Raw genomic sequence first — 23,420 nt, forward strand, 5'->3', positions numbered from 1 at the left:
GGTGGTGCGCGATTATTGGAGGTTACTATGGCAGACCCATTGACGTTGAGTGTGATCGCAGCATTGCTTGTTGGGAAGGTGTTCGAGAAGTCCCTCGACAAAGCTGCCTCCGGAATCGTCGACGGCGCAGCCAACGCCGGCGATCGACTGGTGACATGGCTGCGGTCAAAACTTGGACCCTCCAGCGAACTGAAGCTGGTCGAGGAAGCCCCGGACAGCAAGCGTGCATCTGACAGGCTTGCAGAGGTCATCGAAGCCGAGATCGTCGATCCCGAGGATATCGATGAGCTGCGGCGTCTTGTCGACCAGGTCCAAGCGCAGGATCCCGGCGTTTACCAGTCCGCGATCGGTCATCACATCGTCCAAGCCAGCAACTCCACGGTCAATCTAAATGGGTCGGGGTGGGACAAGTAGGGCGGTGCATCGACAACTGCCTGAAGGGTCCCTCAGCGCGACGCTTCTCGTCTCACAAAGGATCAGATCGCGGAGCTGCGAGGGGAGCTCGCGAAGGTGTCGGATTAGGCGATCGATCGGACTGCGTCCGGGGTGGTTGAGGCAACATCAACGGTCCGGGAAGTGAAAGAGCAGGCACCGGCGACATACCAGTGTGCGGTCGGTCACCACATCATCCAGGCCAGAAGCTCTTCACGGATGGAGAGGAAATGCCAGCGGTCAGCTCGACGAGTGCCGTCGGCCTCGCCGACAAGCTACATGCACCGATGAAGGAGATCTTCGAAAGCTTCATCACCGATCGACTTAGGAAGGAAGTGTTCGCATGACCGACCTGATGGTGTCCGGAACGGGCCAGCGGGATGTTTTCGCGGAACTGCCGCAGACTCGACGTTCGGCCTATTTTGTCGATCAAACCGGCGTGCTTCATCGTCAGGTACGCGACCTCCACGAGAACTCGGCCTCCCTGCGACGTGACGCATTGGTCGAGGATTTGGATGCTCGTCAGCAGGAGGCGGCCGCAAGAGACGGTGTCGAACTGCTGTCCGTGCTCAGCGATTCGGGACTGGCGTGGCGCGATGTCGCGAAGCTCGCGGGCGTGACGGTACCGGCAGTGCAGAAATGGCGTCGTGGCGAGGGCATGAGCGGCGCGAGGCGACTCGCGCTTGCACGGGTGGTCGCAATGCTCGACATTCTCGGAGAGAATTTCGTTAGTTATCCAGCGTCATGGCTAGAGATGCCGGTCAAGAATGAGGTCGCAATCTCGAGGCTACAACTCTTGGCGCAGGGTCGGTTCGATCTCGTTCTACTCCTCATTGCAGATGACACCGCTCCCGCGGTCGAGGTCGATCGAGTACTCGATGAGTACGATCCGGATTGGGGCTCGACGCTAGTTGATGATCAATTTGAAAGCTTTCTCGCAAGCGACGGCGTCGTCTCGAGCAAGGTCGCTCCGCAGGCGTGACAACGAACGACCTGGAGACTCCGGGGTCTCAAGAAGACCTCTATCTCGCCCGCGGCGGCGACGCGTACGAACTGCGCGAGAGGCCTGTTTCACTGGAGACCTGATACGGCTTGACGAGCAAAACCTCGTCTGCGTGTTGCAGCATCCATGCGCATTCCGCAATGGAAGCAGCCTGGCGACGCGGATCCTCGTCGGGGACGTCGTGGCCGCCGGCGACATCCCCAGCGACTGGTCCGCCGGACATTTCAAGGCAATGTTCCTTCCCGAGGTGGGAGGAGAAGGCACCGCGGCAGTCCGGGTGAAGTTCCAGGACATCCAGATCGTAGATCCCCAGCAACTGGAGGCGGGTGAGCGAGTAGCGATTCTCTCGGCATATGGGGTGAACTTGCTCCTGCAGCGCTGGATTCACCACAACTCCCGGATCGTCGTCCCAACGTCCCGGCTCGAGACATCGACGGCGGGACCCTTCGATGAAGCGGATCTCATCGGGGACTCTGTTCCCGATCTGATGGCCAAAGGGGATGACGACGCATGAAGCTCTCGCGTGGATCGACACATGGCTAAGCGCCGATCACGGCGGAACGGGAAGTTCGCGCCGAGTGGCACTTTTCTCTCGGCAAACCGCAGGCTCGGTGCGAGCGGAACTGCGCCGGGCAATCACGGCCGCGCAGCCCGGGTAACGCGGCGCGGGAGGCCGCTACGTTCGTCGCGCGAGCAAGGATGCGTGGAGCAGACGTGAACCGGCGACAGCAAGCCTTAGCTTTGATCTCGGTCTCTCACGCAGGCTGCTAGTAAGGGGATAGCTCGCTTCGACCCTAGCGGGACTGCATCGCTCGCGCTGAGGCGAGATCGGGCTCCCTAGGGGCACGTTCTCGAAGATGCTAGTCACGCCCGCCGCTTGGAGGGCGTCACGCTCCTGGTCGGTGGTCTGCTTGGTGGATCTAGATGAGGCGTCGCTAAGGTTCGATGATGAAGACTAGAGGCGGCTCCCGAGAATCGCGGCGGCCCACGGCCACGTCTGCCATCGTTGCTTCCGCGGTGGCATATGTCGTCCTCGGCTGCCTCCTGCTGTGGCTCGCACCAGAGCCACTCCTGAATAACTGGCTACCGGGCAGCACCGTCGAGGAGCGCGGAAGGCTGCTCGGTACAGCCGCGCAAGTTATCTTGCTCGGACTGGGCGGCCTCATCGCAATCGTGGGCGTCGCCTTAAGCCTGTCGCGACATCGGCAGGAACTAGAGGCGGCGGAACGCGACCGGCAACGACTCGTCGACGACCGCCATAAAGAGGCCACCCGTCGCGATGAGAGCGAGGAGCAGCGTCTGCTCAACATCGAACGTGAGCTGCGAGCGCGGTTCGTCACTGCCGTGGATCTCATCGGTAGCGATCTGGCGATAAGGCGCACCGCGGCAATCTATGCGCTCGGGGCGCTGGCCGACGACTGGGACGACCACGGTCGACGCGATGAAGTGCAAGTCTGTGTCGACGTAATTTGCGCCTACCTAAGGGCGCCGTCTCCCGGCCCCGAGTCAAGTACACCGCGCGACGAGGTCGAGATCAAAACCACGGCCTACAGACTCATACGCGCGCACATGCAGCCGGGCGCCAATCGCTCGTGGAGCACGCTCAAGCTCGACCTCAATCGCGCTCGCATCGACTTCGGAGTCGACCTGGATTCCATAGTCATTACCGGCTCTGGGCAATTGTCGTTCGCCAATGCGACGATCCGGAACAATATATGGATGAATTGGGCCACTATCAGCGACGGCGGACGTTTGTCTCTGCGCGGGGCCAGTATCAGATCGGGAGCAATTTGGCTCGGCTCTGCGACCATCACTCGCGCTTATCAGATCTCCTTCGACCACACCGATTTCAAGGATCAGGGGCGGCTCCATTTGCATGGAGCGACGATCAGCGACGGCGAAGAGTTGGACATGCGCACCACCTTCTTCGATGACGAATCGAACCTTCAAATGGACGAGCCCTTGGTGGCCCTGGATCATGTCGGAACTGACCGTGACCGTCCTGGTTGACGTCTGCAAGTGCGGCCAGATCCGCCCGCTGGCGTCTAGAGGGCCGTGGCCCGGCGCCGCCAAAGAAGACGAACGCTGGGCCACCGTCCTGCGAGCGGCCAAGGAGAGGCTGACCTTCATTGCGCGACCGGCGGCGATGACCGTCGCAACACGGCCGTGGGAACATCGAGGAGCCAGGCCGCATCGTGATTCAGCCGCCAAACTTACGGGTTGGACGCAAGCCACTGCTGGGCATCGACCACAGTGACCTGGCCGCGGGAAGAGCGTAGCCACGCCCGGCAGGTCACGGCACGATCACTGCCGGGATCGATCGACTGCGAGAGAACATACAGCGCGCTCGTATCGAGGGCTATCCCATCATGGAACCAAATTGTCTCAAGATCGTCCGGACGATAGAGGTCGCCTCTAGTGAGCGGATCGCGGTGGAACAGCTGATTGACGATGACCCAGAGACTTGGCGTATTCGCGGGTGTCTCCTCGCGCACATACTTCATCATGTAGCCGAGAACCGTCGCGATCTCCGACCCGGGCGCCCCCTTCGCCACACCGGTGACGTCGGCGACCGCCAGCCAGTCGGGATCGTCGGGATCTGTAATGCGAAAGTCCTCTTCCCACTCCCGTGGATCCCACACATTGCCGCAAAGAAGTAGTCACGACGACTCGATAAGGATAGAGCTTGCCACTCGGTGCGCTCTTCTATCTGCGACGATGACGGAGCACATTGGAGGCCTTCAAACGCTCGACCCCTAGCTGGTCACGAACCGCCTCGATGAACTCCCACGTGTCACCAGTCAGGTCGACGGAGGCTTCGCGGACGGTCTGGCCTCCCTTTCGGGCCGGTCAGTCGCTTCCGATTCGCCGCTTCTTGCGGCTTGCACGCTTGGCATCCCGCCGCTGCTTGCGACTCATCGGCGGCGGGGAACCGTCCTGGTTGCCCGCGATTGAGAACGAGCTGCGCTCCGCATTGACACCGATGTTGAAGGCTCCATCGATGTGAAAGTCGTTCCGGCGGCTGTAGTAAGAGCCGATGGCGGCCCCGCCCGGCGAAGCCCCGGTGACCTGAACGTGATTCTCTACTCCGTTGATTATCTCGACGACCGCGCGCGGTCGCGCGTTCCACTCGCTTTCGCCGTCTCCCACGTCCGGCGATCCCACTCGGGCTGACCCCACTCCGAGTCACACTCGGGACAGGGTCCGATCTCGCCGTCGTCACCCGTCGTCCCGAACGCCAGGCAGTTGCTGCACCGGACGTAGCGTGTCACCACCACGGCCTTATAACCCGCCCGCCGGGCAAGTGATGGACGTTGTCCGCTTGAAGCTTGTTTCCCTCGCCGTCTATAAAGGTGTTCGCGGCAGATGTCGAGTCGCGCGCGGTGACGTCGTTGTCGTTTCCGCGCACGAACGCTTAGTCGGAGGCTCCAGTACTAGTCGTCAACTCCCATCGAAAGGGCAGCACGGCGGCAACTGCGATGCCGCCCAGCGTGAGCGCCAACGCCAACGGCATGATCCAGTCTTGAGCCTGAAATAGCGTGAAAACAGCCGCTATAAACACCTCCAACAACACCAATGCTCGCCGCATGATCGTCATTCGAGAATGCTGGCGTCGAGCGAACGGATCGGATCTGTGGTGAGACCGGAGCGTCGCGCTAAAACGACCGGCTTGCGGACGCGGTGCGCACGTCCTCGCGTCACCGCCCCGACCCCGCGAGCGCCGCCCACACGCCGCCGCCGACTGCGAAGACTCCCATCCGCCTGCACGGAACGCTGGACTCGATGGCCCCCCGTCTTCGGGCACATCTCTCAGTAAATGCAGGGGCCGAGTACTGGCTTGATGAGGAGTCCGAAGGGAGAGACAATCTCTTTCCCCAGGTGTGACATCGATTCCACGAGGAGCTTGCGATGAACGCTCGGAAGAGTTTGGGGCTGTCCGCCCTAATCGTGATGGCTATGACCAGCATCGCACCGCTCACAGCGGCACAGGCATTCGAACGCTCCATCACGGCACAAGTAACGGGACTACGTGATCTTGGCACACTCGGCGGCCACCATAGTCAAGGGCGCGCTATCAACGCGGTAAGTCAGGTGACGGGGATGGCGGAGACAGAGGACGGATCGCAGCACGCCTTTCGATGGACGGCGTCGAGCGGCATGCAGGATCTCGGCACTCTCGGCGGCGCCAACAGCACCGGGGTGGGCATCAACATCTGGGGTCAAGTCGTCGGCGAGTCCAGTACCGGCGTGGCCGGGCAGCAGCACGCGTTTCTCTGGACCTCGTCGGGCGGAATGCAGGACTTGGGCACCCTCGGCGGCCAGAACAGCCAGGCGACAGGAATCAACGACCTCGGCCAGGTCATGGGGGTATCCGACCTCTCCAATGGCGAGTGGCACGCTTTTCGGTGGACGCCGTCTGGGGGCATGCAGGATCTTGGCACTCTGGGCGGTCCCACCAGCGATGCGCGCGCCATCAACGTGTTGGGGCAAGTCACGGGGGAGTCCTACCTCTCCGACATGAGCTTGCACGCGTACCGGTGGACGTCATCGGGTGGCATGGAAGATCTGGGCACGCTTGGCGGTCGAAACTGCTCCGGAGGCGATATCAACGCACGTGGTCAGATTGCTGGATTCTGCGACACCCCCGACGGCTCGGTTCGCGCGTTTCGATGGACGCCATCTGATGGGATGCAGGACCTGGGGGTCTTCCTCGCCGGCCGGATCAACGTTCTTGGCCAGCTCATAGGACGACCATATTTTGACCCGGAGGTTCCCCCCGAAACACGACACGCTTTCCGGTGGACGCCCTCCGTGGGATGGCAGGACCTGGGCACTCTCGGTGGTGAGGAAAGCGTCGCGTGGGGGATCACCGACCTCGGTCACATCATCGGGTCATCTGAAACATCGGACGGCTCATTGCACTGGTTCCGCTGGACAGCGTCCGGAGGAATGAGGGACCTAGGCCCGCTCCCCATAAGCATCGGCCCCGCGGCGGTGAATGTGCGCGGTCAGGTCACCGGATTCTTCTATGCAACAGAGGCTAGTCCGATGCGTGCCTTCATCTGGACCCCCTGACAGGCGCTCAGTGACAGGGGCGAGACGGTCACGTGATCACCGATCTCGGACCAGCAGGGCATCTCGAGTACGCCCGCACACCGACCGGCCTGCGGGCGGTCGATCCGGCGGCGGCAGATGCCGCCCCTTGGACTTACTCCCGCCCCTCGCGAGCCCCCGCGCTTCGTCAGCTACCGTTCCTTCACATCGACGAGCCAGCCCACAATTGACCGTGATGACCGCTCGGGCGCAGGGTCCGTGGCCTCGGCAGGCGGCGCTAGCTCGTCGCGTAAAGATGCGGGCAGTCGGATACCTGGAGCCGGCACGAGCTCGACCGAATCAGGGACGGGCACGCCCTCGATAACGTACCGGGAAGGGCGTGATCCCACGATCACGCCATTTCCCAAGGCACGCCTTATCGTCGGCCATTCCTCGCCATCGGCCGGTATCGATGCGGTCGGTGGCGCTCCATGACCGGGACGGCGTAGCGTCCGGCGCTGAACGACCTCGTGGCTGACGGCCTGCACTGCGGTGACGCGACCCTGAACCCGATCGGTGAACTCTGCCTCGTGGTGCGACTCGATCGCGTCTACGGTCACGACGAGCTCGGGACCGAGCGTCTCCGTCAGTACCGATGAAGGATCTCGCCTCTCGATCCCGAGATCCACATCATCGCCAACCGCGAAGTGATCCCCGCAACACGCCCACTCCCAGTCCCACAGCCACACGCGAGTCATACTGCACACGCTATCGAGCGACTACTCGTCAGACCCTCACCCCGGCCGGTGGTGGACCCGTTATCGCGCGGCCGCTCTCGCCGTGCTGGGCCTGGTCGGTCCGGTCGCTCGCCCGCAACCTGCAGGTTCGCTGACTAAGGGCTCCACAGGAACACGTGACGGTTCTCCTCCGTCTCGTCACCCCACGATCCGACGATTTGGCCGCGCAGGTTGATCGCCTGTGCGGAGCCGTAACCACCGGGACTGTCGCCAGGCAAGTACCGCATCCCGGTCGAGGACGTCCATCGGAATGCGCGGAAGCCGTCGTACCCGACAATCTCACCCAGCTCGTTGATCGCGGTCGCAGCGCTGTCCAGGCTGCCGTCGCCGCGTTGCGCACCCAAGTCCTGTATACCGCCGGACGCCGTCCAACGAGCCGCACGTTCAGCAGACTTCTCGTCCCACCGGGGAACCAGCCCACCGATCTGGGCTCGCGCGTTGAGGACGGTCGGTTGAAAGTCCCCGAGATCCCGCATTCCTGCCGAGGGCGCCCACAGAAAACCATGAAGTGACCCATCCGCGGTGTCCGCGGTCCCGACGACCTGACCCAACAGGTTGGTTGCGACCGCGGAGCTGCTCGGGCCGCCCAACGTGCCGAGATCCTGCATACCGCCGGACGCGGTCCACCGGAACGCACCGCTGGTTCCGTCGGCCCGATCCGCATTTCCCGTCACCTGGCCCAGATCGTTGATCCCGGTCGCGGTGCTGGTCGGACCGCCCAGCGTGCCCAAATCGCGGATGCCCCCCGACGCCGTCCACACAAACGCATGCTGATCGCCAGACGTGAGGGTGGCAGACCCCACTACGTGGCCGCGATTATTGATCGCGACCGCGGAGCTCCAGTCCCCGCCGAGCGTCCCCAGGTCCTGCATCCCACTCGACGGCGTCCACCGGAACGCGTGCCGCGCACCGTCGCTAGTAAGAGCCCATCCCGTGACCCGACCCAATTCGTCGATATCGACACCCCAGCTAGAGGCGCCGCCGAAGGTCCCGAGATCCTGCATACCGCCGGACGCAGTCCACCGAAAAGCGTGATACCTCCCATCGGCGGTCTGAGCGAATCCCGTGACCTGACCGCGATTGTTGATGTCCTGCCCGTCGCCATAGTGGCCGCCAAGCGTGCCGAGATCACGCCCACCGGTCGCTTGCACCGACACCGTCGACACCGACGCTGCAGCGGCGGAGACCGGCAACGCCGCGACCAGCACCCCCACAACCACGGCGACCACTCCGAAATTGCGCCGAACGCTCATTTCCCACTCCTCGCAAATGAACTCCTTCGTGAAAGAAGTGGCTGAATTGTCCCGCGCAACTCAGGCCTCCACAAGGCTCCGTGACGAACAACACAGAGCCGTCACGGACACTGAATGAATCGGCGAGAGGACGAGCAGGCGACACTGGATAGCTCCGCAAGTTCAGCATGCGCGTGGGTGCCGGAGACGTGCGCTCCCGTGCCTCCACGATCCTCGAGAGGGCACTGACCTTCGAGGCGGCGACCGTGCGTCGATCCAGCAGGTCGGCGCTCCGCATATGGATCCTGCTATGGACCTCGCAGAGGTGGGGTTCCGTCCGGGAGAGAGCCACCGCGCACGCTCACGCCCATCGACGTGTCGGGACGATTGACCGACTGCTCCCCACGCCCTCTTTTCGGGAATGCCCTATCACCCTTTTCAGCGAATACCTTCGGCGAGACAATCTTCTCGAGCGACAGCAGGACTGTGCGGCCACGAAGGGTGCGGGATGAACGTTCGGTGGGGCTGGGCAGTGGCTGTTGGGGCGCTGACAGCGATGCTTGGCGCCTTCCCGGCGTCCGCCGTAACAACGTCGCCGCCTAATGTGATGGCACAGTCGTCGGGCACGATTCGCGACCTCGGTACGCTGGGCGGTGCCAGTAGCGGCGCCGTGGCCATCAACGCATTCGGCCATGTGGCGGGCGACTCCGCCACAGCTGGAGGGAGCACCCACGCCTTCCGTTGGACACCCTCGGTGGGAATGCAGGATCTCGGAACGCTCGGCGGTGAAACGAGCGTCGCGGCCGGAATGAACGCGCGCGGACAAGTCATTGGAGCGTCCTATACGGCGCACGGCGAGCATCGCGCATTTCGTTGGACGGCGTCCGGCGGAATGGAGGACATCGGAACGCTGGGCGGAGACTTCACCACCGTTGGTGCGATCAACAACCTAGGACAGGTGACTGGATACTCCAGGCTTCCCAACGGCAACAACCGAGCGTTCCGGTGGACCCCTTCCCACGGCATTCAAGATCTCGTACTCTCGGCGGCCCCAGCAGTGCCGCAGGGACGATCAACGATCTGGGACAGATCACCGGGGTCGCCGATACCGCTGACGGCACATCCCACGCATTCCGCTGGACGCCCTCCGGAGGGATGCAAGACCTCGGCACGCTAGGCGGTGCCACCAGCTCCGGATACGTCATCAGCGCGTTGGGCCACGTCATAGGGGTCGCGGACACAGCCGATGGTTCACGCCACACGTTTCTCTGGACGGCGACCGGTGGAATGCGGGATTTAGGCGAAGTGGTCCCGTCGGGCCTGAAAATACGCGGCCAAGTCGCAGGGGTCATTACCGGGGTCGATGGTGTGACGTCACGTCCGGTGCGATGGACCGCAGCGGGAGGACTGCAGGATCTGGGGACTCTCGGCGGGGCGGGGTCGTGGACGTGGGGAATCAATGACCGCGGACAGGTTATTGGGTCGTCCGACACCGCAGACGGGTGGCAGCGCGCATTCCGTAAGACGCCGTCCAGCGGAATGACGGACTTGGGCTCACTGGGCGGAAACAGTATCGCGACAGCGATCAATATCCGCGGGCAGGTTGCCGGCTTCAGCGGCACACCAATGGGTGAGTCCCACGCGTTCCTCTGGACCCCGTAACTAGCCAACCCCGGGACCTGGGGCCGACTCCAACCGTTTCCCGCGACCGCATGCGCGATGAAGGATCGGCGGATTCTGGCGGTCATTGCAACAGAACGTTCCCGATGACTTCGATCGGGGTTTGGAACTCTAGTCGTTTGCGTGGCCGGTCGTTGAGTTCGGCGGCGACGGCGTCGAGGTGTTCCTCGCTGAACCCGCCGAGTTCGGTGCCCTTCGGGGTGCCTCTGTGAAGCTTCTATATCTCGTCAACCCCGGTTTCAGCGTTTGCGGCGGCGTTGAGGTGTCGGTAAATGCTGCGGGCGAGGTAGCGCTTGAGGATGCGTCGGATCTCGCGGTCGGTCTTGCCTTCGGCACGTCGCCGGTCGACGTAGGCGCGGGTGCCAGGGTCGTGGACCATTCGGACCATCGCGATCACGTTCAGCGCTCGATTCAGCTGCCTGTCTCCGCCGCGGTTCAGTCGGTGTCGTGTGGTGTTGCCCGAGGATGCCGGGATGGGATTCACCCCCGCGATGGCGGCGAAAGCAGCCTCGTTGGCGACTCGGCCGGGGTGGGACCACGCGACGAGAGTTCTCGCTGCCGTGACCGGCCCGATGCCAGTCTTCTCGAGCAGTTCGGCGGCCGGGCTAGCTTGGACGAGCTCGCCGATGCGGGCCATGTTCTGATCGAGCTCGGCGTCGAGCTCGAGGATCCGTTTGCCCAGACGGATCGCCTCGGTTCGAGCGGTCGCGGCGGCGAGGTGCTCGTCCCGCGTCCGCCACCGTGCGACCTCAGCGATCCGGCGAGCACCGAGGGGACGACGGACGTCGAGGCCGAGGTCAGTGATGCGGAGCAGGGCAGTGAGGGCGTTGACTGCTCGCGTGCGCTCACCGGCGAGTTCGTCGCGAACGGTCAGGAGGATCTGCGTCGCGGCGCGCACGCCCTCGTCTTGGCGCGGGTTGCGCAGTTGATCGGTCGGCAGGGCGAGAACCGCGGCGGCGATTCGATGTGCGTCGATCGGGTCGGACTTGCCGACACCTCGGCGGCCACCGCTCATCCGGGCGGCCTCGACGACGCGGTAGCCGGTGTCGGTGACGTTGCGTGCCAGCTGCGCGCCGTAACTGTTGGCTCCCTCGATCACCCAGAGGGCGTCGGCGACACCGCTGGCGCGGCGCCCGGCCCAGGAGATGGCGCGGGAACGACCTGCCGTGGTGTTGGGGAACGTTTCGGTTCCGAGGTGCTCACCTGTTGCGGTGAGAACTGCGTAGGTGTGGGTTCGGGCGTGGGTGTCCACGCCGATGACGAACGGGTGAGTGTGCGCGACAATGGTGCTCACAGCGGTCCGGTCCTTTCCTTGAGATGGGCGATTGGCTCGGTCGCTGACGACCGGCGCCGGCCCGGAGAGGATCACTTCGGGGCATACCTGTGATGAGCCACGACCGCGAGGTCGGACATGCTTCTGATCAAGCCACTGAGGTGGGCCGGGAAGGCGCCGGTCACCCGCCGCAGCCGGACAGTTCATAGGCAAGGCACCCCGCGAAGGGGCCACGTTTGTCATGAGTCACGACCACGGCGGAGCGACCAACGCCCACCCTGCCAGCCAGTCCCGGACCAGCCGCCTCTAGATTCACAGGACTGTCAAGCCGCGTCGGCCGGGTCTTGGAGCGGGTTGAGTGTGGGCTGGAGTGCGTTGAAGAGTTCGCGCGCGACGTACCGTTTCAGGCAGCGGATGATTTCGGGCTTTGACAGGCCTTCGGCGGTGCGTCGGGCGGCATAGGTTCTGGTGCGTTCGTCGTAGCGCAAGCGCCGGAGGACGACGACGTAAAGCGCGTTGTTGGCGCCGCGGTCGCCGCTGCGGTTGAGTCTGTGGCGTCGGGTCTTGCCGCTGCTGGCGGGGATGGGGGCCACTCCGCACAGGTGCGCGAACGCAGCCTCAGAGTGCAGCCGGTCGAGGTTGTCCCCGACGGTGGTCAGGAGTTGTCCTGCGACCTCGGTGCCGACGCCTGGTATCGCGATCAGGCGTGGTGCGGTCGCTGTCACTAGGCCCCGGAGCTCGGCGTCGGCGGCGGCGATCTCCTCGGTGAGGAATTGGTGGCGTCGAGCCAGGCGACGCAGTGCAGTCTTGGTGGCGCGTTCGGGATCGGTGAGGTCCGTTGCCGGGTGGAAACGAGCGCACGCAGCGATCAGCGCGGTCGTCGTCAAGCCGCGCAGCTGCTCGCGCAACTGCTCGGGCGCGGTGACGAGTAACGCCTTGAGCTGGTTGGTGGCTTGGCTGCGCGCCTTCACCGCGCTGCTGCGGGCGACGCGCAGCGCCCGGATGGCTTCGATGCGGCCGTCGCGGCCCTTGGGCGCGCCGGTCGCGCGGCCGGCCAGCGCGGCGCGGGCAGCGGAGTAGGCATCCAACGGGTCTGACTTGCCTTTGCTCCGCCGTGCCTTTCGGTCGGGCCGGTCAACCTCCACCACCTGCACGCCGGCGGCGCGTAGGTGCCGGCTCAGCCCGGCACCGTACGTGCCGGTCCCTTCGATACCAACGCCGTGGAGTTGTCCGTGACCGCGCAACCAGCTCAGCAGCGCGCGGTAACCGCTTGGAGTCGTCGGGAACTCGCGGTCGCCCAGTTCGCGGCCGACGTGATCGACCACGGCCGCATGGTGAGTTTCGCCGTGTGTGTCCACCCCGCCCGTGACACCCGCGACAGTCGCTTCGAGATTCGTCATTATTGTCATCTGCCGTCCTTCGCTTGCATCGGATAGGTCGGCACACGGCGATCGGGCGGATGGACAGGCCAGTGATGGGCGCCTCTTGCGCAGGCTCCTATGAGGTCACGTTCCCCGGCCGCTCGTGTGCACTACGGGGCACCCGGTGCAGACGACGGATCGGTCCAAAGACAACACCTTGCGTCAGGCTTGCGGAGGGTCAGCCCCCACCGGATGCCCCGCCTACATCCTCACTGGCTTGCGTGCGATCCCTGACGCACTGCGCTCGAGATCCAGCCACTCGATCAAGGCACGACTGCTTCCTTAGTACAGTCGACATGGCGTCGACCCATGAGCTCTCTACCTGCATCAAACGACCCAGTTCGCGCATCGAGACCTCGCCGAGGACGGAAGTGAACCGGCAGTCGGCGATCTGGTTGACCGCTCTGATGGCGACCGGGGGAGGTCGACGCTCCTAAGGCGCATCGATGCGCTCCATCTGCACGCGCTTGAGACGCGCCGCGACTAGCGCCGAGTAAGCTCCGCGGCATGGATGATGACGAAATGACGCCATGGCAAGTGGAGCCCCGGTCAACCGAGAATGGCCTCTGGGCTTTGATCAACTCAGGCTCCAATTCCCTTTACGACGTCGAGTTGACCGGCGCAACGGCTGCAGACACAGCACGGCTCGACTCCGCGTCGCTGGACGCCGCGCCGTCGATCTTCAACCCCGACGCCCCTTACCGATTTCGTGTCCGCAAGCCCGTCGGCGTCGCCACAACGCTCGTTGTCACGTGGGCCGACTCCCCAGGTGGTCGACCGCTTAAGCAGCGCATCACGATCCAGTAGCCCGACTTCCAGACACCCGCGCCGCTCCAGTTCAAAGCAAGGCACGAGCAACGGCGGGGCTTACGACGGCTCGATCACTCCGGCCCAGCATCGGATGGTTGCTGACCCACCCGATGGGCACGTACGGACGACCCACGCCAACGTCCACGACATCCCATTGGCCGCAGGACTCGGGACGAGAGTTCGATGGCCGCGTTGACGCTGTTCTACGAGCGATTCGGCCCGACCACCAACGACGGCGCACCTCGTGAACCCGTGGAAGACCTCCGCTGAGCCCGGGAGGTGGAGCACCCGCTGAGCGACCCTTCTGTGTTCGGTCACCCAAGCACTCGCACGTTCACCGTCGTGCGAAAGAAGAACCGGACGAGCGAGATGTGTTTGCGCTCGGGACGACGTAGACCGCTCCGGAGGAGCCATTCCGCGCTGAAGGTTCCCGATCCCAAGCCTCTTAGCCTGGGGACGGACCCGTTCGGAGTAGTTCCTTGTGCGGATTAGTAAGGAGTACTCCTTGGATCAACGCAATCGTCTACACGAGCGAACGGTCAGAAAGGCGGTGATGGTTACCGCTGATCGACTTCGGACGCGTGGTACAGAATAGTGTGGGCGGGTGACCCACAGTCCTTCGCCCGTCGCTGACGGAGCTGCGCCCTACGCCGTGGATCTAGTAGAGCGGGGTCGGTCGGGACGGCTCGTGATTTACGCGGGGGCAGGGCTAAGCAGGGCTCAGCCAGCAGGAATCCCGCTAGGTAATGACGTGGCCTCGCGGATCGTGGCGAGGCTCAGCCCAGCATTCCCCATTCTCGACGACATTGACGCAACGGACTTGCCAGCGGTCGCCGATGCGATTGCCGGTTTGGAGGGTGGAGAATCCGCCCTGCTCCAGGCGATCGTGGGAGTGGCTGAATTCACTACGGCTACGCCAAACTACGCCCACAAACTCCTCTCCGTTCTAATGCTCGAAGGCGTCGTTGATGTCTTGACGACTAACTGGGACAATTGCATCGAGCGGGGCAGCGCCGACGAGCGGCCCTCAGCGGTCGTCACAAGCCACGATCTATCCAATATCACGCCCCCGTCGGTGCTCAAGATTCACGGGTGCGCGACGCAACCTCAATCACTCCTAGTCACGTCGGCTCATCTGGCTGCTCCACCGCAATGGGTGATCGACGAGACGCGGCACCGACTTGGGGCCGCGACAGTCGCCTTCGTTGGAATCGGTGACATCGCCGGGTACGTGAGGCTCCGCATCGCTGAGGCGATCTCCGGCGTCGGAGCTATCGAGAATATCCGTGTCGTCAGCCCCGGGATCGTTACTGGATGGACGTCTTCGCCGTGGGCGGAGCTCATTCCGGACCTTGCTGCGACTCAGCGGATCGCCGCAACGGCGGACGAGTTCTTGGAACAGCTCGGCCGAGCCTATGTGCTCGGCGTTTTGGGCGACATCGCACTCGAGTTCGCCGACCATCCGAACTTCTTGGCTGCCGTGAGGAACGCTCAAGCCTCAATCACGGCGAACGACGCACTCAGAATACTCGTATGGGCGCGTCGGGCAGCCGTGATGCCGCATGCCGGAGTAGCCGTCTTTGACTCCGAATCGATGACCGTGATCCTCTGCGCGCTTGGCGTGCTCCTGCCGGGCGGATTCTATTTAGACGCGTCGGGCACGGTGCGCGCGCCGGAAACGTACCTGCAAATTCTCGTGTCGTCGGGTCGCGCGTCCGCCTCTCGTATGCAGCGAGAGGCACAGAATCGCCTCTCGGCTGCGCGAACTGAGGGGCGCGAGGTACCGCGGTTCCTGGTTGCCGGAGGGATCGGGTGGGGGCTTGGCCCGACGCTTCCCGCCGACATACTGGACGAAGGGCGTGGAGATGACGTTCTAGATGGCCCCTTGAATCAGCGGCCTGACATCCAACGAGCTGAGGATGTGCTGGCATGATGCCTACTGCAGCGACAGCATTCTCCGACACCGACCTCTTGCAGCTTGCGAGAGACGTGCTCCTCGATGCGGGATTTGCGCTCGAGGAGATCGACGGGGAGCCGCGCATCATCCTTGCGGAAAATCGATTCTTCCTTGTGGCCATCGCCGCCACGGCAACGATCGAACAGCTCCTCATGGCCGAAAGCCTGACTGAGAGCATTCTCGCCCTTCGATTGTCGGAAAACGACGTCGGCGCCAAAATGTGGGACGCCTACGTCGTCCTCCTGACGCAAGAACGGTCACTCGAGAACGAGAGCACTGCGCGTGCGCTGTATCAGATTAATTACGACACCTCTCGTGTTCGCCGCATTGCGCACGATGCGGTTTTCCCGACGATTGCTGGTGTCCGCGCGGCGCTCGCCCCATTCGTAGCGCCCCGCGAGATCGCAGAACCATCCGTAACAACGGATCCGCTAGTTCTGCTCAGAGAAGAGTTGAAGAATCGCGGCGTCAGTGAAGATCTCGCGTCGCGTGCAGTCTCCGCCTTCGACCAAGGAGCGTCTCTTGCCGACATACTTTGAGCCGTCGATTAGAACATTGCGGGTCGAGGCGTTTCGAGGGTTCCGCGACTATCAAGAGTTTGATCTCGACGCGTCCGCGGTGATCGTTACTGGCCCGAACGGCACCGGCAAGACCAGCTTTTTTGACGCGATGCAGTGGTGCCTTGTCGGTTCAATCGAACGCCTGGAGGGCCTTCGGTCTCGAAGGAGCATTGAGCACATCGTCAACCAGTTCCGGGTTCCGGATCGCGCGATGGTGGAGTTGGAGCTAGTCGCGGCGGGTCGGCGCTTCACCGTGCGCCGAAGTGGCGACCAGTCGGGAAGCACGCTGGAGTTCCGCGAGGCTGGCGCCCCGTCCCGGTTCGGCGATGAGGCAACTCGAGCCCTTCACAACGCGTTGGTCGGTGGAAGTGAACTCACACTAGACGGCCTACTTTCCACGTCGGGACTCATGCAACAGGACGTGATGCGAAGTGTTCTCGAGGCGAAGCCGGCCGAGCGCTACCGGCATCTCAGCGCAGTTCTTGGTCTGGGTCGTCTGGAGGACTTCGAGGATGCAGTGCGCGAAGCTGCGCACGACGCAAAGTCGAGAGCAGACGCGGCGCGGTTGACTCTCGAAAGGTCCGAGGCAGATCTGAATCACTCCCGGTCGAGACTCGATACGCAAGAACGCCTGGCTCTTGCGACACCCCAATTTGACTCCATGCGTCAAGGTTTGCTCGACGCGATCGCAGTGCCCTCGAGCGGCGTGACGCTCGACTTCTCGTCCCTCCACTTTCGGGACGTTGACAGTTTCGCCGCGGCGGCGGATCTCATCTCTTCGGCTATCGAGGCAGTCGAGCAACTAGACCGCACTCGGGAGAGGGCGAGACTTCTGACCGACGGTGAACCGATGGATTCGACGGAGCTGGACATCAATGCCGCGACCGCCGCTCGGGATGATGCCGGTCGGAGCGTTGGTCGGAAGAGAGAGGCTCTTACCGAGGCGAGCAGAGAGCTAGACATAGCGCGCAACGCCGGGGAATCGATGGCCCGCCTAGCTGCGGTAGCGATCCCATTGCTCTCGGACAAGTGCCCCGTGTGCGGACAGCATATTGATCGAGCGCATGTCGAGCGAGAGTTGCTTTCGATATCTGCGGAGACCCAGACCGTACTGGCACTCACGGAGACGCTGGCAACGGCGCGAGAGGAGCTGGCGAACGCTGAGTCTCAGCTCGCATCGGCGGAACAGATCGTGCAACAGCAGACGGCTGCCCTACGACGTCGCGTTGAGAGGGACCGGGCGATCGAGCGCGTGGCCCACGACGAAGTCGCGGTTCGCGCCCTCAAACCAGCGATCACCTTCGACGAAGACCGAGAAGGACTCCTTCCGGGCGGGACTGGTCCCGCTGTTGACCGCCTCCAGGTCATCAGGGGTCGAATACGGGACCTGATCTCGACGGTCGACAGCGCTGTCAGCCAGTCGGGGGTCGAGAGAGCACGTTCGGAAATCCATAGTCTCGAAGACGCCGTCGCCTCTCGGCGAGAGCGGGCCACCCTCGAGGCCAATCGATCCCGCGAGCTCAAGAAACTTGCCGACGCCGCGGTGGATGCGCGCGTAGCGGTTACTAACCAACGCTTCGAAGCGGTGCAGCCTCTCGTAGCCGACATCTACCGCCGGCTTGACCCTCACCCGGTATTCAAGGAGTTGGAGTTCGAGCTCGATACGTATTACCGACGGGGAACAACCACTCCGATCGTCCGCGATGAGGTAACTGGTGTCACCGCCGACCCGCTTCTTGTATTCTCGACATCTCAGGCCAACATCGCGGCACTCTCCTATTTCCTCGCGATGGGGTGGTCGGCTGGGTCTGATGCTCTGCCATTCATCCTTTTGGACGACCCGGTCCAATCCATGGACGACGTGAACGTCCTCGGATTCGCCGACCTGTGTCGCCACCTGCGCCAAGACCGACAGCTAATCATCTCCACCCACGAACGCCGCTTCGCCAATCTGCTGGAACGCAAGCTGGCACCGCGCGCTGAGAATGAAACGACCAAGGTCATTCAGTTCGTCGCGTGGGATCGCGGCGGCCCAGTCGTGGAGCGCCGAGAACTGTCCTCGTCGCCGGAGCTGAGCACCCTGAGGGTCGTCAAGCGCGCCAGTTGACCGCACACGACTCCGCAGCGGTGTAACCCCGCCGTTCAAGAGGTAGTTGTTTTCGCCACTTCCCACAGCTTTCCCAGCGCCCTGGGGCAATCCGCCATATTGAACGTCGGTTGGGTGCTGTGGCGCATCCGAGAATGTGGTGCGGACGTTCATCGCGACTTAGGAAAACGTTCGGGCGGCGCAACGGGTCCGGTCCATCCTCGTCTTCGTCGTTGGTGTTGCAGGTGTGCTTGCATTGACGTCGAAGATGACAGACCCCACGGCACTTGTCATCGTCAAGGTCGCCGGCGGTCCGTGATCGCTCTACTGGCGATCGGCTAAACTGCACTACTCGAGCGCTGGGCGAGTAGGCATGCAGCGGCGAGGAAGAGGGCCGAGCTCGCGAGTGCAGAGGCAGCTCGATACGACGCGCTAGGGCGGGGAGAGACGCCACCTCCCGTTCCCAGTCACTACAGATCCCCTCTGGAAAAGCACCCCTCTCATTTTGAACTGCTGGCGGGCGATCAAGCCTTCCTTCTCATCGCCTTGCTTGAGCTCCTGAATCAGTGAGGGATCCGACGTCGCGCGGCGTGGTTCTTGAACAAGGCACCTTCAATCCGTGGGCCAGTAGCGTTGAAGCGTGATCACGGACAGCCTCATCGTCGAGTTCCACTCGCCGGGTCCCATGAAGATCCAAGAACTCGTGACCTTTTACCTGCGCGCGGTCGAGAGGTTCCGGGCGCACGCCATGGATTTCGCGACCGGCGGTGACCAACTCAGCAATCAATCGCGTGCCCGCGGGGCCCTGGCCGAGGCCCTCAACTGGGCGGACACAATCGATCAGTATCTTCGGGAGGGACCGCGCGACACCATCGGTACCGACCGGGATCCGGAGTGGGCTTCGAAAGTCGAGGGTTCGGGCGGAGACCTGGTGCTCGCATTCCAGTTCGTGCGAAATCATGTCCATCATCAGTGGTTGAACCTGGTCGCAACACGCACGTATAGCGGTGCGGACGTCTCGCCCAGTGAGTGGTTGTGGGCGACCGCGCCTGCGCGGACTCGGTCCGGCGCAACCACGTCAGACGGCGCGGGTGCGTACGAGCGACAGATGCGCGGCGCAACCGTACTTACGACGCTCGACCGACTGGGCCAGGTCTTCTGGACGAAGCGAAGGTGGGAGATCCACATGTCAGACGTCGCGCAACCTGGATATCCAGTGCGGGCAGACCTGACCTTCGACATCGAGAGGTCGTGAGCGCCCAATCGGCGCCTGCTCGAGGTTGAGATTCCGCCGGCGAGTCGCCCTCTGGGTTGGCTTATGCTAGCGCCGCGAGCGGCGCCGGCCTTCGGTCCGCTATCGCGCAGTGCCCGCAGAGGGATCCTCAGCGATGCAGATGAGGCGAGATTCTGGCCCCCGGGCAATCTCACGGAGCTTGTTGCAGTGAGGGACCCTCAACTGATGGGTGCGCGGCGGCCAGGGGCCAGACGTGTGCATAGTTGGTCTATTCTGACGGGACTCGTGCGAAAGGTGTACTGATCGATTGCGACAGGTGTCGCCTGCGATTGCTGTCGGTGCCCTCGCACTGGGACCGTTCACGATGGAACTCGCACAGCGTTCCGGAGCCGATCGGGCGCTACGCTCCGAGATGATGAAGTCCACCGACAACTATGAGGACGACCATGTCAGTCGGGCCCGACGATCACCCCGCTAAGCGCCGCCGCGACGGGGTTAGGTGGACAATAACGACTGTCGTCGCGATCGCAACGGCAGTCCTTGTTACTTCGGTCGCCTCAGGCTGGAGAGTGCCATGGTTCCAGCCCACGCCGACTGCTGGCGGACCCGTCGCGGATTTCACGACCTTCGTTAGCACCCCGAAGGAACAAGCCACGTCAAGGAACGACGACGAAGGGGTGTTGATCATCCAGCGCAAGACAGGTGTAGAGACCGTTGATGTGTGGATCAATTGGTTCGGGCGCAAATCGGACGGTTCTGCTGCGGAAGGCACATGCTATGTGAGCATCAACCTGGACGTCATGGAGAGACAGGAGCGAGGCATGATAGATATGATCCAGCAGGTGGACTATGACGAGTCCTCGTCCAGCTGGTGCTCGACCGTCGACTTCTTTGGGAAAAGTCTTGTTGCAGGCCGCTCCGTGGTCTTCAAAGCTGTCCCGCCAGGCGATTACCGGCTGTTCGTCGGCGATGAAGATCGACTCCCAGGCAACTACGAGTTCGTTATCCAATAGCATCCGCGAGAGGTCGATCGCACCAATAGTGGGCAGCGTCAATCAATCGTTAGACGAACTGCGGGGCTATCTCAGCGAGTATGACGCACGGATGCGCAGAGTGGACCATGCTCAGCGCCCTGGCGTGAAGTTCGCATCGGTGCCCTTCGCTAGAGTCGCGATAGTGATGACAAGTACTGCGGCATGGCATCGCGCCCCACCTCGTGGCTTCTAAGGGCGCTATTCTGACGGCGTCGTCTGGACCGACCACGTGTGGAGTGCCGGCCCAGAGGGCGTCGACCGCCTGATGCCCGAGCCACCTGTCCAGACAGGGACCGATCAACCAAACGCGGAGGAACGTTGTGATTGGCGAAGCGACTCTAGGTATTGCGACACTTGCACTTGTTGTAAGCGCCTGGACGGCGTGGAGACAGCAGCGGCTCGCGATCGCCCATGCCGGTGCGCAGTCTGCGATGGCCTGGCGTGACCAAGTCATCGCTCTGCACGATCGCGGACTCGAGCCAGAGGAGATCCGATGGATCATGTATTCAGAAAGCGGTGGCGAAGGTTACGAACGCGAGAACGGCATCATCGACGAGGTTGTGCGTAACGTGCCACGACTCCCGCCGCAAGGCCTCGCGCCAATCAGGAAGGACTCTCGTCGACGGCTTGCGCGTCCAGGCGGCGGGATGCGAGCTGGCGACGGGCGCGAACCCTTTGTCGGGTAATAGGAAAAACGGACTATCGGACTGCCATTATCTGCGAAGGCGTCGCTTATCCAACTTCGAGGCAGCTTGATGAATGCCAGTGTCCGTCGGAAATCCCTTGCATGCTGTCGCGCGTGCCGATTGCGATCCTGCGATCCGACGTGGATGACCGCGCGCAGAGGGACCGGCCTGCGGCCGATTTCCACGCAGCCGGGCGATCAGCGAGGGATCCTTGGCGAACACGTGGATCCCGAAACTAGCCTGGCTGGAATCAGCTTCGGTGAAGGTGGTGCAAAGGGTCGGAGCTCGGGGTGAGGGCAAATGCGAGCCAGATCGCCAGGAGGAGAGTAATAGAAGCGGCAACCAAGAGGAGCACGCTCGCAACGTAGAACCGATGCGCGTACTCCTGATACTGGGGTACAGGAAGCGCAGGCGCTCCGTAAGCCGTTCGGTGCTGTGCCACCTTCGCCGTTAGCGTCTCTGACGCGATCATGAAGGGAATGTAAGCGCGTCCCAGGCAAGCCCCACCGAAGATGATGAGGGTGACCACGAGGGGAACAAAAATGCTCGGAGCGTCCCGCAGAAGATCCCCGGGCCCCATGAGCAGCACGAGCCCACCGAAACCCGCTCCGACATACGTGCACCGCTTGACGGCTATGCCGTTGCGAATTAACCGGTCGTCAACTGAGTCTTCCTCTGGACTGGTCGGCAAGCCGCTGCTCATCTGTCGAACAGATTATTGATGATCGTTCGAATGATCCCGCGCAGACTTCCGACGACCCCCGGTGTCATGGGGGGTTCGTGCTCGGCCTTCCGGATGATGGAACCGACGGCCACGAGCTCCGTCACATAGCCCTGCGCAAGCCGCTCAGCCGCGGTCCGGTCAGTCCATTCTGACTGGAAGACAGCGCTGCGGACCGACCGCAGCACTTCCTCGTCTTCTTCGTAGTCGGCTGGGTCGAAATCGACGTGCGCGTCCCTGAGCCGCTCGCGAGCTGCAGCAATGGCACGTTCTACGGCGGGGTGCTCTTGGCTGGCTGGAGTAGACATCGTCGTTGCCCCGTTCGGTTTCGCTTCTCCGCCCAAGCCTTGCACCGCGAGTGCGGACGGGCAAGGTAGCGTGGTTGGGAAAGACCGCAATTGGGCTAGCCAGCAACATGCCCGACCACGTCCGTCGCCGACGCCTTGCGGACGTGATGCCGTCGCATCGGCAGCCAATTCCGCAAGAACCGCGGGGGCCCATGGCGGAAGCTGTGCGTGCATGGCCGACACCCGTGAACGGCCCTGGCTCACCGCTGGTATCGCACGCACGAGGACCGGCTTGAGGGCGATCTCAAAGCGCCTCGGCGGTCCCAAACGCATGGCTGGCGGCTGGTCGGGGTCCCCCTCCCTTCAGTTGTCAGCAGTACGCGAGCGCTTCTCGAGGTTCTCATTTAGACGGCGCATCTGCCGGGCGATCACCTGGATGGCATCCGCTGACATAATCGACTGTCCCCACGGTCCAAGATCGAGAATGTGCGGCTCGGTGTATTGGTGCTCGCGGGCGGCGTCCCAGTAGAACGCGGTTACGTCATAGCGTTGCGGCAATCCCGAGTGGGGGCCGAGCGCTTCCGCAGCGAACTCGAGTAAGTAGTCCAGCTTCTGACCGGGGCTTAGCATGCCGATAACCGGCTTCCCGGAGAACATCATCGAGAGCGCGTCTTGAACCGGATCAGCGTCGTCTGTCGGTTTGCCCCGCCCGCTGGTGCGAAACTCAGGCTTCACGGTGAGGGTGACTTCTCGTGCGGGGGTGCGGCCCGTGCTTTCGATAACGATGAAAATCAGTCCTTCACCGCTACTTCCACGGCTCTTCGGGTCTCCTGTGGGGAGTACTCGCAAATCCAAGCGGACGCTGAGGTACGGCCGAGCCTCTGCTTCGGCTGCTTCGGCAGCGCGCATGTTCGCCTCCGCTGCCAGCTTCAGTTGGATGCTGCCCTGGCGCAACTGCCGAATCGCGAAGATCGCGCCGAAGATCGCGACAACCAGGGTGAGCATGCTCCAGAGGGCTTGCCATTCCTCAGCTGTCGGTGCCGAGCGGATGTTCCACCACGCTATCGCCGCCATGACCGGGAGCCTACTTCGTGGATCGTCGGTCTCAGGACCTCCCCTTTAGTGCGTTGAGTGGTCGACGTGATCGCCGCGACGACAATCAGAACCTTCCCG

22 protein-coding genes and 1 pseudogene are annotated in these 23,420 nt (G+C 63.1%); 13 read left to right on the forward strand and 10 right to left on the reverse strand.

Annotated features, from left to right (window positions below; genetic code table 11):
• The first annotated feature begins 27 nt into the window (after nucleotides 1-27).
• The 4 genes from ACLQ2Q_RS15675 (at nucleotide 28) to ACLQ2Q_RS15690 (ending at nucleotide 3,445) form a co-directional block, all read left to right on the forward strand.
• Nucleotides 28-414 carry a hypothetical protein gene (locus tag ACLQ2Q_RS15675; RefSeq protein WP_425821495.1) on the forward strand — a complete coding sequence of 129 codons (387 nt, stop codon included), beginning with the start codon at nucleotides 28-30 and terminating at the stop codon, nucleotides 412-414.
• A gap of 361 nt (nucleotides 415-775) precedes the next feature.
• The gene (locus ACLQ2Q_RS15680; protein ID WP_425821497.1) at nucleotides 776-1,414 is read left to right on the forward strand and encodes a hypothetical protein; all 639 of its coding nucleotides are present in this window, start codon (nucleotides 776-778) and stop codon (nucleotides 1,412-1,414) included.
• Nucleotides 1,415-1,616: 202 nt separating this feature from the next.
• Entirely contained in the window at nucleotides 1,617-1,949 is a 333-nt protein-coding gene (locus tag ACLQ2Q_RS15685; RefSeq protein ID WP_425821499.1) for a hypothetical protein, read from the forward strand.
• A 503-nt stretch (nucleotides 1,950-2,452) separates the two neighbouring features.
• Complete coding sequence (locus tag ACLQ2Q_RS15690; protein WP_425821501.1) at nucleotides 2,453-3,445, forward strand: hypothetical protein; 993 nt, start codon at nucleotides 2,453-2,455, stop codon at nucleotides 3,443-3,445.
• A gap of 203 nt (nucleotides 3,446-3,648) precedes the next feature.
• On the opposite strand, the gene ACLQ2Q_RS15695 is transcribed toward ACLQ2Q_RS15690, so the two are convergent.
• The 3 genes from ACLQ2Q_RS15695 to ACLQ2Q_RS15705 form a co-directional block, all read right to left on the reverse strand.
• Nucleotides 3,649-4,077 (reverse strand): hypothetical protein, encoded by a 429-nt coding sequence (locus ACLQ2Q_RS15695; RefSeq protein WP_425821503.1) that lies wholly within the window; start codon nucleotides 4,075-4,077, stop codon nucleotides 3,649-3,651.
• Between the two features lie 208 nt (nucleotides 4,078-4,285).
• Nucleotides 4,286-4,585 (reverse strand): hypothetical protein, encoded by a 300-nt coding sequence (locus ACLQ2Q_RS15700; protein ID WP_425821505.1) that lies wholly within the window; start codon nucleotides 4,583-4,585, stop codon nucleotides 4,286-4,288.
• A gap of 265 nt (nucleotides 4,586-4,850) precedes the next feature.
• The gene (locus ACLQ2Q_RS15705; RefSeq protein ID WP_425821507.1) at nucleotides 4,851-5,033 is read right to left on the reverse strand and encodes a hypothetical protein; all 183 of its coding nucleotides are present in this window, start codon (nucleotides 5,031-5,033) and stop codon (nucleotides 4,851-4,853) included.
• 359 nt (nucleotides 5,034-5,392) lie between these two features.
• On the opposite strand from ACLQ2Q_RS15705, the gene ACLQ2Q_RS15710 reads away from it, so the two are divergent.
• Nucleotides 5,393-6,511 carry a hypothetical protein gene (locus tag ACLQ2Q_RS15710; RefSeq protein ID WP_425821509.1) on the forward strand — a complete coding sequence of 373 codons (1,119 nt, stop codon included), beginning with the start codon at nucleotides 5,393-5,395 and terminating at the stop codon, nucleotides 6,509-6,511.
• A 170-nt stretch (nucleotides 6,512-6,681) separates the two neighbouring features.
• Here ACLQ2Q_RS15710 and ACLQ2Q_RS15715 read toward each other — a convergent pair whose 3' ends face one another.
• Nucleotides 6,682-7,227, reverse strand: coding sequence for a DUF6578 domain-containing protein (locus ACLQ2Q_RS15715; RefSeq protein WP_425821511.1), 546 nt, complete (start codon nucleotides 7,225-7,227; stop codon nucleotides 6,682-6,684).
• Nucleotides 7,228-7,361: 134 nt separating this feature from the next.
• On the reverse strand, nucleotides 7,362-8,519 hold the full coding sequence (locus ACLQ2Q_RS15720; protein ID WP_425821513.1) for a hypothetical protein: 1,158 nt from the start codon (nucleotides 8,517-8,519) through the stop codon (nucleotides 7,362-7,364).
• Between the two features lie 586 nt (nucleotides 8,520-9,105).
• Between ACLQ2Q_RS15720 and ACLQ2Q_RS15725 the strand changes: the two genes are divergently transcribed.
• Complete coding sequence (locus ACLQ2Q_RS15725) at nucleotides 9,106-9,675, forward strand: hypothetical protein (protein ID WP_425821615.1); 570 nt, start codon at nucleotides 9,106-9,108, stop codon at nucleotides 9,673-9,675.
• On the forward strand, nucleotides 9,579-10,160 hold the full coding sequence (locus tag ACLQ2Q_RS15730; RefSeq protein WP_425821617.1) for a hypothetical protein: 582 nt from the start codon (nucleotides 9,579-9,581) through the stop codon (nucleotides 10,158-10,160). The genes ACLQ2Q_RS15725 and ACLQ2Q_RS15730 overlap by 97 nt, the downstream gene beginning before the upstream one ends.
• Before the next feature lie 82 nt (nucleotides 10,161-10,242).
• Here ACLQ2Q_RS15730 and ACLQ2Q_RS15735 read toward each other — a convergent pair.
• The 3 genes and pseudogenes from ACLQ2Q_RS15735 to ACLQ2Q_RS15745 all read right to left on the reverse strand — a co-directional run.
• Nucleotides 10,243-10,377: pseudogene (locus ACLQ2Q_RS15735) on the reverse strand (IS30 family transposase); the annotation flags it as partial.
• Between the two features lie 18 nt (nucleotides 10,378-10,395).
• The gene (locus ACLQ2Q_RS15740; RefSeq protein ID WP_425821515.1) at nucleotides 10,396-11,472 is read right to left on the reverse strand and encodes an IS110 family transposase; all 1,077 of its coding nucleotides are present in this window, start codon (nucleotides 11,470-11,472) and stop codon (nucleotides 10,396-10,398) included.
• 302 nt (nucleotides 11,473-11,774) lie between these two features.
• Entirely contained in the window at nucleotides 11,775-12,851 is a 1,077-nt protein-coding gene (locus tag ACLQ2Q_RS15745) for an IS110 family transposase (RefSeq protein ID WP_425821619.1), read from the reverse strand.
• A gap of 528 nt (nucleotides 12,852-13,379) precedes the next feature.
• On the opposite strand from ACLQ2Q_RS15745, the gene ACLQ2Q_RS15750 reads away from it, so the two are divergent.
• The 6 genes from ACLQ2Q_RS15750 (at nucleotide 13,380) to ACLQ2Q_RS15775 (ending at nucleotide 20,532) form a co-directional block, all read left to right on the forward strand.
• Nucleotides 13,380-13,679, forward strand: coding sequence for a hypothetical protein (locus tag ACLQ2Q_RS15750; RefSeq protein WP_425821517.1), 300 nt, complete (start codon nucleotides 13,380-13,382; stop codon nucleotides 13,677-13,679).
• Between the two features lie 754 nt (nucleotides 13,680-14,433).
• The gene (locus ACLQ2Q_RS15755; RefSeq protein ID WP_425821519.1) at nucleotides 14,434-15,615 is read left to right on the forward strand and encodes an SIR2 family protein; all 1,182 of its coding nucleotides are present in this window, start codon (nucleotides 14,434-14,436) and stop codon (nucleotides 15,613-15,615) included.
• Nucleotides 15,612-16,178: a hypothetical protein gene (locus ACLQ2Q_RS15760; protein WP_425821521.1), complete on the forward strand. Its 567-nt coding sequence runs from the start codon at nucleotides 15,612-15,614 to the stop codon at nucleotides 16,176-16,178. The genes ACLQ2Q_RS15755 and ACLQ2Q_RS15760 overlap by 4 nt, the downstream gene beginning before the upstream one ends.
• The gene (locus ACLQ2Q_RS15765) at nucleotides 16,162-18,306 is read left to right on the forward strand and encodes an AAA family ATPase (RefSeq protein ID WP_425821523.1); all 2,145 of its coding nucleotides are present in this window, start codon (nucleotides 16,162-16,164) and stop codon (nucleotides 18,304-18,306) included. Before ACLQ2Q_RS15760 ends, ACLQ2Q_RS15765 begins: the two co-directional genes overlap by 17 nt.
• A 619-nt stretch (nucleotides 18,307-18,925) precedes the next feature.
• The gene (locus tag ACLQ2Q_RS15770; RefSeq protein ID WP_425821525.1) at nucleotides 18,926-19,540 is read left to right on the forward strand and encodes a hypothetical protein; all 615 of its coding nucleotides are present in this window, start codon (nucleotides 18,926-18,928) and stop codon (nucleotides 19,538-19,540) included.
• Nucleotides 19,541-19,965: 425 nt separating this feature from the next.
• Nucleotides 19,966-20,532: a hypothetical protein gene (locus ACLQ2Q_RS15775; RefSeq protein ID WP_425821527.1), complete on the forward strand. Its 567-nt coding sequence runs from the start codon at nucleotides 19,966-19,968 to the stop codon at nucleotides 20,530-20,532.
• A 1,406-nt stretch (nucleotides 20,533-21,938) separates the two neighbouring features.
• On the opposite strand, the gene ACLQ2Q_RS15780 is transcribed toward ACLQ2Q_RS15775, so the two are convergent.
• Nucleotides 21,939-22,268 carry a hypothetical protein gene (locus ACLQ2Q_RS15780; protein WP_425821529.1) on the reverse strand — a complete coding sequence of 110 codons (330 nt, stop codon included), beginning with the start codon at nucleotides 22,266-22,268 and terminating at the stop codon, nucleotides 21,939-21,941.
• A gap of 342 nt (nucleotides 22,269-22,610) precedes the next feature.
• A complete protein-coding gene (locus ACLQ2Q_RS15785; protein WP_425821531.1) occupies nucleotides 22,611-23,321 on the reverse strand; it encodes a hypothetical protein in 711 nt (236 codons plus the stop codon).
• Nucleotides 23,322-23,420: the final 99 nt, after the last annotated feature.

Source organism: Microbacterium sp. DT81.1, from assembly GCF_049844955.1.
In the GTDB taxonomy this organism is placed as follows: Bacteria; Actinomycetota; Actinomycetes; order Actinomycetales; family Microbacteriaceae; genus Microbacterium.